The sequence below is a fragment of the Paenibacillus sp. 1-18 genome, from assembly GCF_000520755.1.
In the GTDB taxonomy this organism is placed as follows: Bacteria; Bacillota; Bacilli; order Paenibacillales; family Paenibacillaceae; genus Paenibacillus; species Paenibacillus brasilensis.
On sequence record NZ_ASSB01000036.1, the window covers coordinates 1 to 12,547 of the forward strand.

The window sequence follows — 12,547 nt, forward strand, 5'->3', positions numbered from 1 at the left end:
TGCTCCCGCTGGAGCAGCTGATCCCGCAGTTCTCCCTGATGAGGCACAGCCAACTCGGCCGCTGCGGTCGGCGTAGCCGCACGCAAATCGGCCACGAAATCGGCAATGGTAAAATCCGTTTCATGTCCGACCGCCGAAATCACCGGGATAACTGATGCATAAATGGCGCGCGCAACCGCTTCCTCGTTAAATGCCCATAGCTCTTCCAGCGAGCCGCCACCCCGCCCGACGATCATCACCTGCGCGTCCTGCATGCGATTCATGGCTTCAATCGCCTTGACGATGGAGGGCCCAGCCCCTTTGCCTTGCACAAGCACCGGGTACAGCACAATTCCCGCCTGCGGATATCGCCGTTGAAGCGTCGTGATAATATCCCGCACAGCCGCCCCGGTCGGCGATGTAATCACGCCTATCGTTGTCGGGTGAGCCGGTAAATGACGCTTGCGGGCAATATCAAATAGTCCTTCGGCATCCAGCTTTTGTTTGAGCTGCTCAAAGGCAAGATAAAGACTTCCGATGCCGTCGGGCTGCATTTGGGTCGCATAAAATTGGTATTGTCCATCCCGTTCGTACACAGATACGTTTCCCCGGGCAATAACACGCGTACCTTCCTTAGGCACGAAGGGGAGCCGCTTATTATGAGTCGCAAACATAATCGAACGTATGCGGCTCCCCTCATCCTTGAGTGTAAAATACATGTGACCACTCGAATGATGCGTAAAGTTAGAAATTTCCCCGCGTATCCATACGTCGGAAAGCACCTGATCCGTTTCCAGCTTCATCCGGATATAACGATTCAGGTCCTTTATAGAGTAAATACGCTGTTCAGCCACAGACAACCGTCCTTATGCCAAACCGTGCGAACGCTTGGCCGCTACGAGCGTATTTTGCATTAGCATCGTAATCGTCATCGGGCCTACTCCGCCGGGAACAGGCGTAATCGGACCGGACACTTGCCTCACGCTCTCAAAATCAACGTCACCCGCCAGCTTTCCGTTCTCCAGACGATTCATTCCAACATCAATAACTACCGCGCCAGGCTTTACAAACGAAGAATCAATAAAATTGGCTTTGCCGATGGCAACGACCAAAATATCCGCTTGCTGACTTAACTCGGCGATATTCGCTGTGCGGGAGTGGCACATCGTTACTGTAGCATTTTCCCGTTGCAACAATAAGGATACTGGCTTACCTACGATATTACTGCGACCAATAACGACCGCATGTTTACCCGCTATTTCCACTCCTGCACGCTTGATCAGCTCAATAACACCAGCGGGAGTACAGGGCAACAGGCTATCGTCACCGATGACCAGATTGCCTACGTTTACCGGATGAAATCCATCCACGTCCTTCTCCACAGCAATGGCATCAATGACAGCTTTTTCCTGAATGTGCTTGGGCAGAGGCAACTGAACCAAAATTCCGTGAATATTACTTTGATGATTCAGCTTGTCCACCAGCTTCAGCAATGCTTCCTGCGAAGTATCTGCTGGCAGCCGATGAACCTCGGAATAATAACCGAGATCATGGCACGCTTTCTCCTTGTTTTTAACATACACCTGCGAAGCAGGATCTTCACCTACCAGCACAACAGCCAATCCGGGTTGAAACTGGCGATCTTTCAGACGAATGACCTCTTGCTGAATGCTTGCGCGAATATCCTGAGAGATTTGTTTACCATCAATGATCGGTGCTGACATGTTTATTCACTCTCCAACCTGATTCAGTAGTGTCAACTTAAAAACGTGCTTTTAACTGCTCCAGCTCTTGTATCACTCGTCCCAGCACTCCATTAACAAATTTGCCCGACTCTTCGGTACCAAAATGCTTGGACAGTTCGATGGCTTCATTGACTGCCACCTTGGCCGGAACATCCTCACGGAAAATCATTTCATATACGGCAAGTCTTAATATTTGACGATCCACACGTGAAAGTCTGCTGATCTGCCAGCCTTTAAGATAATCCACCAACAGCCCGTCAATGGCTTCCTTGTGCTCCCACGTACCGCGCACATGCTCCAAAACGTACGTTCTCAACGCTGCTGCGTTTTTGATAACAACTTCCGCTTCGTTCTCCTCAGCGGCTTCCTGAAGCAACATATCTACCGCTGCTGCTGCATCCACTTCATTCATTTCCATATGGTACATGCTTTGTACCGCTAATTCCCTCGCCAGACGTCTTTTCATGCCCTGCCTCCTACGCTTGCCTGTATCTATTTTTCATTTTAACCATTTTCACAAAAAAACCTGTGAACGCATCTCCAAAACATTGGGCGCAAAGAAGCTCAGCTCTATTTTGGAGAACACGTATCACAGGGTTCATTTAAAAGGACGCCAACGCTGCGACACCCAGTCACCCCATTCCTTCCAAGGGAGGAGGGAACCGAGCTCTGAATCACTACGCCTTCCTAGCGTATATCCGATGAACACCATCAATGCAAAGAACAACATATTCCAAAAGCCTGCCCACAAATAAATAAAACCAAAAAAAATCCCGGCCGTGATCCCCGTGATCCGGCCCTTGTAACTTCCCCATATTTCTTTCCAGGGCATCAGGGAAAATCACCTCTATTCCACACGACTCTTAAAGCTTGGTGACTGAGAAACATTGGCGATGTACACGGACACATTGGACACAGGAATACCTGTAATTTCCTCCACATGATCGTGTACCCCCTTTTGTACCTCGGAGGTTAACGCCGGAATGGAGCTTTCCCCGTCCACAACAGCCCGAATCGTAATATCAAGTCCCGATTCCAGCACGCGAACGCGTGCCTTCAAATCCTGCATCCCACGAAATCGGGATGATGCTTTGAGACACAGATTTTCAATAGTGTCCACCGAAATCTGAATGTCGCCGTATTCCGTTCGTTGATCAATAGAATGCTGCACGGATTGATTCCGGCGAATAGAGATATAAAAAACCCGGAGACTCAGCAGCAGCAGGACACCTGCAATAATCAAGCTGGCAAACCATACGACTCGCTCGTCCTCAATACTTAAAGCATACGGAATGGCCCCGCTTAGCAGGAGGATGGCGAGAATGGAAATAATTCCGATACTCAAGCTGTACAAGAACAGCAGAAGTCTGTCCATAACTTTGGCCACGAAACGCACAGCCTCCTTAAATTAGAGTAAACCCTCGACCCAATAGGGTCGGGGGTTTGTACAAAGTATCGCTCTATTTAACCCGTCCGGCGCCCAGAACTTCCGGCTCTTCTACTTTTTCGGCACTTTTGAATTGAACATCATGAATTTGCACGTTCACTTCAACAACGTTAAGACCTGTCATGGTTTCAATGGAACGCTTAACATTATGCTGAATAGCAGCAGCCACCTCAGGCAGACGGTTACCGTACTCAATAATGACAGAGACGTCTACGGCCGCTTCACGCTGTCCGACTTCGACTTTTACACCTTTGGATAAATTTTTGCGGCCCAGCAGCTCGGCAAACCCGCCTGCAAATCCGCCACTCATTCCCGCTACGCCTGGTACCTCAACGGTAGCCAGTCCGGCAATAACTTCAATAACTTCCGGGGCAATTTGAATCTCCCCAATTTCTGTACGTTCGAATTCGGTTGGCACTGTGCTCATACCTTCAACACCTTTCGGTCAAAATAAGTTTCATTCCAGCTTTGGATATCAAAGCAGACATGCTCACTTATTATCCATACTATATCATTTGGCGTTCATTATGACAATCTGAGGAAATATACCGATTAAACTTCGTTTTCCTCCAAAAATTTAATATCAAAATCGCCTTTAATAAAGGTCGGATGCTCCAGCAAACGCTGATGAAAAGAAATCGTTGTTGGGATGCCCTCAACGGCAAACTCAGCCAAAGCCCGCTTCATTTTGGCAATCGCATCCTGCCGTGTAGGTGCCCATACAATCAGTTTGGCGATCATGGAGTCATAATAAGGAGGAATGCTGTAACCAGGATAAGCTGCGCTGTCTACGCGCACCCCAGGACCGCCTGGCGGCAGATAAAATCCGATTTTACCCGGTGCAGGCATAAAATTGCGATCCGGGTCCTCGGCATTAATACGGCACTCTATCGCCCATCCATTGATAGCAACATCCTCTTGTGTAAAGGACAGGGAATGCCCTTCAGAGACCGAAATCATTTCCTTAATCAGATCTACTCCGGTCACCATCTCCGTGACAGGATGTTCTACCTGAATACGTGTATTCATTTCCATAAAATAAAATTTATTGTCCGGACTCAGCAAAAATTCCAGCGTGCCCGCACCAGAGTATTGCACAGCCAAAGCTGCGCGAACAGCTGCCTGCCCCATTTCTTCACGAACATCCGGTGAAAGTACAGGACATGGTGCTTCCTCTAATAGCTTCTGACGGCGGCGCTGTACAGAGCAGTCGCGTTCACCCAAATGCACGACATTACCGTGCTTGTCCGCTATGATCTGAATTTCCACGTGCTTCATACCGGTCAAATATTTTTCCAGGTACACACCCGCATTGCCAAACGCTTTTTGCGCTTCCTGCTGGGCCGTAGTAATTTGCTGAATGAGGTTATCCTCATCCTCAGCAATACGAATCCCCTTACCGCCGCCACCTGCAGTGGCCTTGATAATTACCGGATAACCGATATCGCGTGCAATGCTAATCGCATCCTGCAAATCCTCGACCAGCCCGTCCGAACCCGGAATAACCGGAACTCCGGCATCCTTCATCGTCTGCTTGGCTACGGCTTTGTCTCCCATTTTGTTAATCGCTTCAGGAGAAGGACCAATGAACGTAATATTGCACGATTCGCAAATTTCAGCGAAGTCGGCATTTTCAGCCAAAAATCCGTAACCTGGATGAATGGCATCACATTCAGTCAATGTAGCAACACTCATCAGATTCGTAAAATTCAGGTAGCTGTCCTTGGACAGCGTCGGCCCAATACAGTAAGCCTCATCTGCGAGACGCACATGTAAAGAATCCTTGTCGGCTTCCGAGTATACGGCAACCGTTGAAATATTCATTTCGCGACAAGCGCGAATGATACGAACCGCAATTTCTCCACGATTCGCGATCAATACTTTTTGAAATGTCATGACTTTATCCTCCCTAGGAGCAGTCCTGCTGAACCCTCAAAAACGGGCCCAAGCAAGCTTCTTACTCCGGTTTCACAAGGAACAATGGCTGGCCATACTCGACCAGTTGTCCGTTTTCGGCCAAAATTTCCACAATTTCGCCCTTCACTTCAGCTTCCAGCTCGTTCATCAGTTTCATCGCTTCAATGATACATACCGTTGTTTTATCGCCTACTTTGCTGCCGATACTCACATACGGAGCCGCATCCGGGGATGAAGAACTATAGAAAGTGCCTACCATCGGAGATACGATTTTATGTAGATTACTTGCATATTCCTTGGTTTCCCCAGCAGTTGCATGTCCAGCCTCGAACTGTACTTGTGGATTCGGAATAGCAGCTTGCGGTGCGACTGTATAAGCAGGTGCTGTCACAGGTGCCTGTACTGTAACAATCTCGCTTTTGCCCGGTTTGCGGATCAACAGGCGAGTTCCTTCATTTTCAATTTCAAGCTCATGTACAGACGTTTCATCCACCAGCTTGATCAATTCCTTAATCTCACTTAATTTAAACATCTCTATTAATCACTCCTTCAGCATTTTGCCAGTTGCTGATACATTGTTGAAACAGCTTTATGTATTATATCACAATCATTAAAAATAGAAAGAGCCCGGGATTATGCAGAAATCCGGGCTTTTTCGCGATTTTTGTCTTATTGTGTAACATACTGCACACTGATTTTGTCCTGCGTTACATTCAGTTCTTTCATTACTTTATCAACAATGGTTACTGCTTGTTTGGCGTCCAATTTTTCACTCAGAACGACTACTTTGTATTTATCAGCATCTTCCTCACGCACAACCGCATTGGCAAACTGCTGTTGAAGCTCTTCTTCAATTCCGGTAATTTTAGCCTGTTTATCTTCCAGCACATGTAATTCCTTTTGCGCCTCTGCGGCTTGCTTTGGTGTACTGTCGTTCATTGCCGTTGTTAGCTCGTCATTTTTCTTTTGGTTTTCTACATCCCGTTCCAGCAAATAGTTATCTATCACAGCTGCTGCTGTAGGTTTGGCCTCTTGCTCCGTGGCTACCTGATCAAGTACCTGCTGGTCGCTTTTGGCGGTAGAGGTTGTTTTATCGTCACTTTTTGCGGTTGTGTCCGTCTTGGCCGCAGTAGTATTTGGATCAGATGCAGTCGCCTCAGTGGTACTGTTAGCTACCGTATCCTTATCACCCTTTGAGGTTTCTGTTCCTGTGTCCGACTTCGTAGAAGAAGCTGCTGCATCACCAGTGACTTCTCCATTGGTCACTACTTCATTCACTTTTAGCTCATTCAATTGCTCTTCTGCCTTCGAAGCTGCTTCCTGTGCTGTATCTTGTTTATTCTTGCTCACTTGCTCACTGTCTGCCACTGGCGGGTTGGCCGGGCTTGAATCCTCCGTAAACAAATAATACGCAGACAGCACGACCATTAAACTCAGCATGGACACCAGCCAAACGGTTTGTCTTTTATTATTCATGTTCCGTCCTCCATATTCATTAATGGTTTAAAATATTAACTACTTCCCATTTAAGTCCCATATTATCCCTGCTTGCGCGGTACAACTGAGATTTTGTAGGAAGGTACGTTAAGTCCCTTTTGTACAGCATCAATAATGAGCTGCTTCACCGTAGGGTTTTCTGCCCCCATGGCCACAACAAGCACTCCCCTCACCTGCGGCTTTACCTTTTTGGTAACAATCGGGGTGTGCTGACCTCCTGACGATTCATAGGTGACAATCTCTCCATCGCGTGTATATTGGGTGGTATGCCGTTGGCCGCCATTAGCGTCCGTTTCGTTATTTTCTTCCTGCATATCCTTCACATTACGCTGAACGATAACCTCTTCGGTGGAGTCTACGGTAACCATGACATCGACCGTTCCCACGCCTACAATCTGCTCCAGCATCTGCTTCATGTTGTCCTCAAAAGCCTTCTCGATCCCGGCAAAAGAACCCTCTTCCCCTGCCGTTGTCTCTAGTACAGATTCATTTTTCATCATGCCGGGCGGTTCACGCCCTACGTTTTCCGGGTCCACCTTTTTCACATTCACGAACGAATTAAACAGCATTATTGCTACACCGATCAGACCTAGAATAAGTAGCCAGCGAAATGAATTGAACCTTTTGGCTCCCTCCTCCCCTCCCCCCATCCATTTCTCCAGCTTTTTCATCCATTTGCCCATTTCTGCTCACCTCCTGTTACCATTCATGTGTCCCGTTCTGTGAAAGAAGCACCTGAATATTTTTGCTGTCGATCCCCCATTTTTCGCGTAGTAATTCTGTGATTAAACCAACAGCTTGTGTATTCGTTGCCGTTGCGTCTTTAGCGCTTTCGGCAGGATTCCGGGCATTCGCTTGCGTACCTTCAGCTTGATTGGAAGCATTTGAAGGTGTTGGCTCTACGTGGATTTGGACTGTTTTTTCAGCAACAGGCTCTACCATAATGGGTTTGGTGTCTGCACCAGGCAGGACGTTCGTGCTTTTCTTTTCATTTTCTGTTTGCTGCTCCGCTAATTTAACCACAACCGACTGTATGCCTGTTCCAGTCTTTAATCCCGATTCCTTCTGTTCGATCTGTGCGAGGGTAACTTGAACCGACTGAATGGGCAAGCGGGTATACTGCTCCAACTGGGCTTTCATTTCCTTGGCTACCTCTTTGCCGGCCCATTGCATGGAGCTCTGCTCCTGCTGTTGCTTCAGCTTGTTGCCTTTTGCTAAAATTTCCTCCAATGTCGGTTCCCTCTGCCCCATCTCCGCCTGACGTTGGAGATCAAATGCTTGCCCCAAAATCTCCGAGGGACTGGTACTCAACAGGCGCACGACCGGAGAAAGCAGCGTCAGCAGAATAAGCAGACTGAGCACGAGCTTGACATACCTTTCCATAGATCGGCTCGGTAAGATCATATCGACAAAAGAAGCCAGCAGCACAATCAGCACCAGTTCCTTGAGCCAGCCTCCCAGCCAGGTCACGTCACTCCCCTCCCTCCCGTTAGACTGCATGCATTCGTTCACCTCATCATGACCGTCATATTGCCTGCAGCGAGCATCACAGTAATCGCCAGGAAGGACATTAATCCTACAGCTGCCAATGCCGCGAAAACATAAATCATACTCTTGCCAATGGCATCCAGACATTCCACAATAGGTGTATCTCCCAAAGGCTGCATGATCGCTGCAGTCACTTTATAAATGAGAGCTAGCGTCAGAATCTTGAGTGCAGGAAAGGCGCACAGGAACAAAATAATAATGACTCCTACGAGGCCAATGGCATTCTTAACGAGCAGCGATGCTGAAATGACCGTATCAGTCGCATCTGCCAATGCCTTGCCTACCACCGGAACAAAGCTGCCTGTAATATATTTAGCTGTGCGGATCGTTAATCCATCCGTAACCGACGATGTCAAGCCCTGTACCGAAATGACCCCTAGAAAAATGCTCAGAAGCACTCCCAGCACCGCTACTCCAGCGTTCCGCAGCAGATCGGCTAACTGGGTCAGCTTGTATTTGCCTGTCAGCGAGTTGACCAGGTACAGCACGGCCGAGAAGAAGAGCAGCGGGAAAACCAGCGTATGAATGACTGTCCCGACCGTGTTGATCATAAAAACGATCAGTGGATGGGTGACTGAAACCGTTACGACGTTACCCATGGAGGCCAACATGGTAAACAACAGGGGCAACATCGCCATCATGAAGTGAATCATGCTGTCAATGGCTTCTTTGGCATAACCAATGGCGACACTAAAACTGTTAATCGCCAGGATGATAATGACCATGTACACGATTGCATAGGCGACTTTACTGACCTGCTTGCTTTCAAAAGCACTTTGCAGCGTTTCCAGCACCATACTCATAATGCTGAGCATAACAATGGTGACGAGCAGTTTGGCATTTACCCGGATTTCATGAATGAAAAAATCAGCGATAGCGCTCAGTACACTCTTAATGCTAAATCCTTCACCGCCCGGAAGAAGCATGTCCATGAAAGAAGGCGTCTTCTGATCAGGGAAAAATCCGCCATATTGCTGCATTAGCCCATCCCAATAGTGTTCAACCTCATCTTTTGGCATTTGCTCCGCCTGTTGTCTGATCCATTCGTTGGTAGTTGTATCTGCAAAGAGGATCGCAGCCGAGGCGGACCAGAGACATAGCAGCAAAATCGCAATTACTTTGAGATTCGGCATGCCCCCCAGCCTTTTCATGGCATCACCCCCTCAGGCGGGCATCAGCTTCAGAATCGTGTCAATAATAATACTGATAATCGGGATAGCAAGCACCATAATGAGAACCTTTCCCGTAAGCTCAATTTTGGAGGCAATGCCGTCCTGTCCCGCATCCCGAACGATCTGCGCTCCAAATTCGGCGATATAAGCAATTCCGATAATTTTCAGTACAGTTTTAAAATAAATCATGTCCATACCTGAAGATCTGGCCAACCGCTCAAGCACGCCAACTACGGATCCGATCTTGCCAATCAGCAGCAAGAAAATAACGATTCCTGCAACGGTTGCAATTAAAAAGGCAAACATCGGCTTCTGTTCCTTTATGACCAAAATAAGAACTGTGGCAATGAGCGCAAATCCCACCACCTGAATGATTTCCATGTATCCACCTACTGAAAAAGAAAGATTGATTTGATCTCTTGCAGAAGGTTATCCAGCATTCGCACCACCATGAACAGCACCACAACAAATCCGATAACCGTTACCCAATGGGCCATATCTTCCTTGCCCATTTGCTTAAGTACGGTATGGATCATGGCGATGATAATGCCGATTCCAGCAATCTGGAAGATCGCGTTCACTTCTAAATTCATTCGAGCACCCCGCTAATAGATCAAAATGACGATCAATGCTCCGATCAGCAGTCCCAGGCTTCTGCTCATGCGTTCGTATCTCACCTGATCCGCCTGCGCCTGCGCTTCTTCATGGGATAGCTGTTGGATAGTTAGCGCAATATGCTTGATCTGGTCTTCACGGTCGCTGGTTCCGAGGCTGTAAGCAAGCTGCCGCATCGCCTCCTTCTCGGCCTGCTGCATAGAGGAACGGCTCCACGAATCTTCAATCGCTTTATGCAAGCTTTCTCTGGCGGTCATGCCAAAAGAGGGATGCATCCAGCGTGAGGCTTGCTTAAACAAGGTTCGCAGCGGCTCCCGCAGCGGCTCCCCCGTCTTGGCGAAAGCATCCGGCAGCGGAGAAACCCCGTAGGAAACCTCCGTGGTCAGTCTTTGCAGCGCGAGAATCAGCTCCCTGATCTGCCGCGGCCTCATCGCAAACTGCCTTGCCCGCTGCCAGCCTGCCAGCGTAGCAGCCAGTATAACCAACGCGGCTCCCAGCAGCTTAAGCATAGGATATGCCCCCGCTCTGCCCATCTACAGGCAGTGTCAGCCGACGCTGCTTGGCATCTGCCAGCCGGAAGGAGACGCCCCGGCTCGTCCTCTCCAGCATGACATAGAGCTGAAATAGCTCCTGCCCTGTAGTTAGCCCGGCCAAAGCAGAGCGGGTCGCCATTTCAGCTACATCGCGGCCATGTGCAGAGGCAATGACTGCGATGCCCGCATGAAGCGCTTCACGCACCGCCTCGGCATCCTCAGGTCGCCCGATTTCATCGACAATAAGCACATCCGGTGACATCGAGCGAATCATCATCATCATGCCTTCTGCTTTCGGACATCCGTCCAACACATCGGTGCGAGGTCCGACATCAAAACCGGGGATACCCTTGTGACTGCCGGCAATCTCGGAACGCTCGTCTATAATGCCTACCTTGAGTCCATTTCGTCGTCCCCCATTACTTCCTACTCCTCCGTAGCTTAGCTGCCTAGCCAAGTCCCTGAGCAGAGTCGTTTTGCCATGCTGAGGAGGGGATAAGATGAGGGTATGCCGGATTTTCCCGAACTTTTGATCCGCTACATAAGGCAATATCCGATCAGCTATACCGGGAATTGCCCGGGCAATTCTTACATTAAAGCTGCTTATGTCCCTCAAATGCTCCACTCGTCCCCTGCTAAGCACGGTTCTTCCCGCCAGCCCAATGCGATGACCGCCGGGGATCGTAATAAAGCCTTTGCGTAGCTCCTCTTCCATGGTATACAGGGAATGATTGCTGATAAAATCCAGCAAACGGTGGGCATCCTCCCGGTTAGGCTTGTAGGCTTCCACATGGTTCAAAGTCAGTCGACCCGCGGACGTTACAAAATGGTGTTCACCATTTGTGTTAATTTCCAGCGGCCTTCCTTCCCGGACCCGAATTTCTTCCAGTTGCTTAAATACCGTTTCTGGAAGCTTTCCGAGTATACCGTGCAACGGTTCGGGAAATAACTCAAGCCATTCCATACCGATGCCGCCCCCTCACAGTTGTCCTTTTTCTTTAAGACAAGTCTATGGCTGACTCTCGCTTTTTATGCCGAAAATATATCGAATACCTAGTCGGAAATTTCACCGCTTCTATCAGTACTTAACAGCCCTCTCCATCACTTGCTCAAGCTCCGTTGCTTCATTTCCAAAAATAAAAAAAGAGCACCTCAAAGCCTTGTCGGCAAAGGGATACCCTTGGGCAGAAAAGATAGATTTACAGCCAAAAGAGACTGCCTCACAGTCAGACTCAGACTGCTGGACAACCTCTTAACCTATCACAATATTCTATGATTATAAAACTATAAATATGAAACGTATAATACACTGTGCCTGTACACAGTAATTTTCTTAACGACGATCCTTCGGTCCACCCACAAATGCTTGCTCCTCTGTATCCAGGTTGTATGCTGTGTGCAGCGCCTGAATAACCTCGTGAAGCTTACCAGCCTCAATGACACACGATACTTTAATTTCGGATGTGCTTACCATTTTAATACTAACGCCTTGCTCTGCCAATACAGAGAACATTTGCGCCGCAACCCCTGGATGACTAACCATGCCTGCGCCTACAATGGATACTTTCACCAGGTTTTCCTCAGACGTCACTTCACGGTATGGAATCTCTTCGCGAATACCTTCCAGCGTCTTCAGCGCTGCTTCACGGTCCGTTAGAGCTACTGTAAAGGAGAAGTCCGCTTTACCAGCTTCAACCCCGCTCTGTACAATAATATCCACATCAATTTTAGCTGCCGCCAGTGTTCCGAATACTTTTGCCAGTACACCAGGGATATCGGCGACGCCCAAAATGCTGATTCTTGCTACATTTTTATCATATGCAATCCCACTGACTACAACGCCCTGCTCCATTACTGCATCCTCCTTTACGACCGTTCCTTCATTATGGTTAAAACTGGACCTCACAATCAATGGTACCCGATTATGTTTGGCATATTCTACCGCACGGGGATGCAACACAGCGGCACCCAGATTGGCTAATTCCAGCATTTCATCATACGAAATTTCTTTCAGCTTACGAGCAACCTTCACGATTCGGGGATCTGTAGAATAAATACCGTCTACATCTGTGTAAATTTCGCATGCATCGGCTT

Annotated in this window: 17 protein-coding genes; all 17 read right to left on the reverse strand. The window is 48.4% G+C overall.

The annotated features are described in order from the left end of the window. A partial coding sequence (xseA, locus tag L693_RS0102345; protein ID WP_231503503.1) for an exodeoxyribonuclease VII large subunit occupies positions 1 to 782 on the reverse strand: 782 nt, incomplete at its 3' end. Positions 783 to 845: 63 nt separating this feature from the next. Beyond that, positions 846 to 1,703, reverse strand: coding sequence for a bifunctional methylenetetrahydrofolate dehydrogenase/methenyltetrahydrofolate cyclohydrolase FolD (gene folD / locus L693_RS0102355; RefSeq protein ID WP_025715890.1), 858 nt, complete (start codon positions 1,701 to 1,703; stop codon positions 846 to 848). Between the two features lie 37 nt (positions 1,704 to 1,740). Beyond that, the gene (gene nusB, locus L693_RS0102360) at positions 1,741 to 2,190 is read right to left on the reverse strand and encodes a transcription antitermination factor NusB (RefSeq protein ID WP_025715891.1); all 450 of its coding nucleotides are present in this window, start codon (positions 2,188 to 2,190) and stop codon (positions 1,741 to 1,743) included. A 132-nt stretch (positions 2,191 to 2,322) separates the two neighbouring features. Continuing rightward, the gene (locus tag L693_RS0102365; protein WP_025715892.1) at positions 2,323 to 2,556 is read right to left on the reverse strand and encodes a DUF2273 domain-containing protein; all 234 of its coding nucleotides are present in this window, start codon (positions 2,554 to 2,556) and stop codon (positions 2,323 to 2,325) included. A 15-nt stretch (positions 2,557 to 2,571) separates the two neighbouring features. Continuing rightward, entirely contained in the window at positions 2,572 to 3,111 is a 540-nt protein-coding gene (gene amaP / locus L693_RS0102370; RefSeq protein WP_025715893.1) for an alkaline shock response membrane anchor protein AmaP, read from the reverse strand. A 73-nt stretch (positions 3,112 to 3,184) separates the two neighbouring features. Further along, positions 3,185 to 3,598: an Asp23/Gls24 family envelope stress response protein gene (locus tag L693_RS0102375; protein ID WP_007430927.1), complete on the reverse strand. Its 414-nt coding sequence runs from the start codon at positions 3,596 to 3,598 to the stop codon at positions 3,185 to 3,187. Positions 3,599 to 3,723: 125 nt separating this feature from the next. After that, positions 3,724 to 5,067: an acetyl-CoA carboxylase biotin carboxylase subunit gene (gene accC / locus L693_RS0102380; RefSeq protein ID WP_025715894.1), complete on the reverse strand. Its 1,344-nt coding sequence runs from the start codon at positions 5,065 to 5,067 to the stop codon at positions 3,724 to 3,726. Positions 5,068 to 5,128: 61 nt separating this feature from the next. Next, positions 5,129 to 5,620, reverse strand: a complete 492-nt coding sequence (accB, locus tag L693_RS0102385) for an acetyl-CoA carboxylase biotin carboxyl carrier protein (protein WP_025715895.1) — start codon at positions 5,618 to 5,620, stop codon at positions 5,129 to 5,131. A gap of 137 nt (positions 5,621 to 5,757) precedes the next feature. After that, positions 5,758 to 6,564 (reverse strand): SpoIIIAH-like family protein, encoded by an 807-nt coding sequence (locus L693_RS0102390; RefSeq protein WP_025715896.1) that lies wholly within the window; start codon positions 6,562 to 6,564, stop codon positions 5,758 to 5,760. 62 nt (positions 6,565 to 6,626) lie between these two features. Continuing rightward, positions 6,627 to 7,268, reverse strand: coding sequence for a stage III sporulation protein AG (gene spoIIIAG, locus L693_RS0102395; RefSeq protein ID WP_025715897.1), 642 nt, complete (start codon positions 7,266 to 7,268; stop codon positions 6,627 to 6,629). A 16-nt stretch (positions 7,269 to 7,284) separates the two neighbouring features. Further along, complete coding sequence (spoIIIAF, locus tag L693_RS0102400; protein ID WP_025715898.1) at positions 7,285 to 8,055, reverse strand: stage III sporulation protein AF; 771 nt, start codon at positions 8,053 to 8,055, stop codon at positions 7,285 to 7,287. A 38-nt stretch (positions 8,056 to 8,093) separates the two neighbouring features. Beyond that, a complete protein-coding gene (gene spoIIIAE, locus L693_RS0102405) occupies positions 8,094 to 9,284 on the reverse strand; it encodes a stage III sporulation protein AE (RefSeq protein WP_025715899.1) in 1,191 nt (396 codons plus the stop codon). Positions 9,285 to 9,296: 12 nt separating this feature from the next. Beyond that, the gene (spoIIIAD, locus tag L693_RS0102410) at positions 9,297 to 9,686 is read right to left on the reverse strand and encodes a stage III sporulation protein AD (RefSeq protein ID WP_025715900.1); all 390 of its coding nucleotides are present in this window, start codon (positions 9,684 to 9,686) and stop codon (positions 9,297 to 9,299) included. 8 nt (positions 9,687 to 9,694) lie between these two features. After that, positions 9,695 to 9,898: a stage III sporulation protein AC gene (gene spoIIIAC / locus L693_RS0102415; protein ID WP_010345636.1), complete on the reverse strand. Its 204-nt coding sequence runs from the start codon at positions 9,896 to 9,898 to the stop codon at positions 9,695 to 9,697. A gap of 12 nt (positions 9,899 to 9,910) precedes the next feature. Beyond that, the gene (spoIIIAB, locus tag L693_RS0102420; RefSeq protein ID WP_025715901.1) at positions 9,911 to 10,429 is read right to left on the reverse strand and encodes a stage III sporulation protein SpoIIIAB; all 519 of its coding nucleotides are present in this window, start codon (positions 10,427 to 10,429) and stop codon (positions 9,911 to 9,913) included. Continuing rightward, on the reverse strand, positions 10,422 to 11,417 hold the full coding sequence (gene spoIIIAA, locus L693_RS0102425; protein WP_025715902.1) for a stage III sporulation protein AA: 996 nt from the start codon (positions 11,415 to 11,417) through the stop codon (positions 10,422 to 10,424). The genes spoIIIAB and spoIIIAA overlap by 8 nt, the downstream gene beginning before the upstream one ends. Positions 11,418 to 11,786: 369 nt before the next feature. After that, a partial coding sequence (locus L693_RS0102430; protein WP_025715903.1) for an aspartate kinase occupies positions 11,787 to 12,547 on the reverse strand: 761 nt, incomplete at its 5' end.

Bases quoted from the DNA above. Each gene is read 5' to 3' on its own strand.
- folD (WP_025715890.1), bottom strand. From the start codon at position 1,703: ATGTCAGCACCGATCATTGATGGTAAACAAATCTCTCAGGATATTCGC.
- nusB (WP_025715891.1), bottom strand. From the start codon at position 2,190: ATGAAAAGACGTCTGGCGAGGGAATTAGCGGTACAAAGCATGTACCAT.
- L693_RS0102365 (WP_025715892.1), bottom strand. From the start codon at position 2,556: ATGCCCTGGAAAGAAATATGGGGAAGTTACAAGGGCCGGATCACGGGG.
- L693_RS0102375 (WP_007430927.1), bottom strand. From the start codon at position 3,598: ATGAGCACAGTGCCAACCGAATTCGAACGTACAGAAATTGGGGAGATT.
- accC (WP_025715894.1), bottom strand. From the start codon at position 5,067: ATGACATTTCAAAAAGTATTGATCGCGAATCGTGGAGAAATTGCGGTT.
- accB (WP_025715895.1), bottom strand. From the start codon at position 5,620: ATGTTTAAATTAAGTGAGATTAAGGAATTGATCAAGCTGGTGGATGAA.
- L693_RS0102390 (WP_025715896.1), bottom strand. From the start codon at position 6,564: ATGAATAATAAAAGACAAACCGTTTGGCTGGTGTCCATGCTGAGTTTA.
- spoIIIAG (WP_025715897.1), bottom strand. From the start codon at position 7,268: ATGGGCAAATGGATGAAAAAGCTGGAGAAATGGATGGGGGGAGGGGAG.
- spoIIIAE (WP_025715899.1), bottom strand. From the start codon at position 9,284: ATGAAAAGGCTGGGGGGCATGCCGAATCTCAAAGTAATTGCGATTTTG.
- spoIIIAD (WP_025715900.1), bottom strand. From the start codon at position 9,686: ATGGAAATCATTCAGGTGGTGGGATTTGCGCTCATTGCCACAGTTCTT.
- spoIIIAC (WP_010345636.1), bottom strand. From the start codon at position 9,898: ATGAATTTAGAAGTGAACGCGATCTTCCAGATTGCTGGAATCGGCATT.
- spoIIIAB (WP_025715901.1), bottom strand. From the start codon at position 10,429: ATGCTTAAGCTGCTGGGAGCCGCGTTGGTTATACTGGCTGCTACGCTG.
- spoIIIAA (WP_025715902.1), bottom strand. From the start codon at position 11,417: ATGGAATGGCTTGAGTTATTTCCCGAACCGTTGCACGGTATACTCGGA.